1 protein-coding gene is annotated in these 562 nt (G+C 47.2%); it reads left to right on the plus strand.

Annotated elements, in window-relative coordinates:
* Positions 1-562, plus strand: a 562-nt coding sequence (locus tag R8O10_RS26770; protein WP_318192168.1) for a diguanylate cyclase domain-containing protein, incomplete at both ends; no start/stop codon positions are given.

A 562-nucleotide genomic window follows, 5' to 3' on the forward strand; every position in this document is an offset into this window, starting at 1 on the left:
TGTGTTGATTGAAGAATTACAGGATGCACGCCAGGAGCGCAGCCGCTTTGATACCTTTATCCGTACTCAAACTTTTCTCGATAAGCTCACTGGAACAGCCAATCGAGTGCTCTTTGATAGCAAGCTGGAATCGGCTCTTTTAGAGAGTGGCGCACGTGGCGCGGTCTTGCTGATTCGTATTCAAGATTGGAAGCTCGTGGAAGAAGAGCAAGATAAGCAAATCACCGACGAGTTTATTGTTGAAGTCGGCAGCTTGTTATCCAATTTAGTGCAGCGTTACCCAGACGTGGTGTTCTCTCGTTATTACGATGCCGATTTTGCACTGTTCTTACCTCATCAAAGCGCCAAAGATGTTGCCAACTTGGCCTCACAATGTATTCGTCAACTAGAGAAACTTACGCCGCCAGATCCGCTCGACCCCGACAACTGGTGCCATATTGGTATCACTATGTACAAAGAGGGAGAGCGACACAGCCAAATTATTGATGAGGCGGAAACGGCACTCAGAAGTGCGCAGCTACAAAACAACAATAACTGGAGCCGTTTTAAGAAATGGAACCAC

The organism is Vibrio sp. 1727, assembly GCF_033344415.1.
GTDB classification, from domain to species: Bacteria; Pseudomonadota; Gammaproteobacteria; order Enterobacterales; family Vibrionaceae; genus Vibrio; species Vibrio alginolyticus.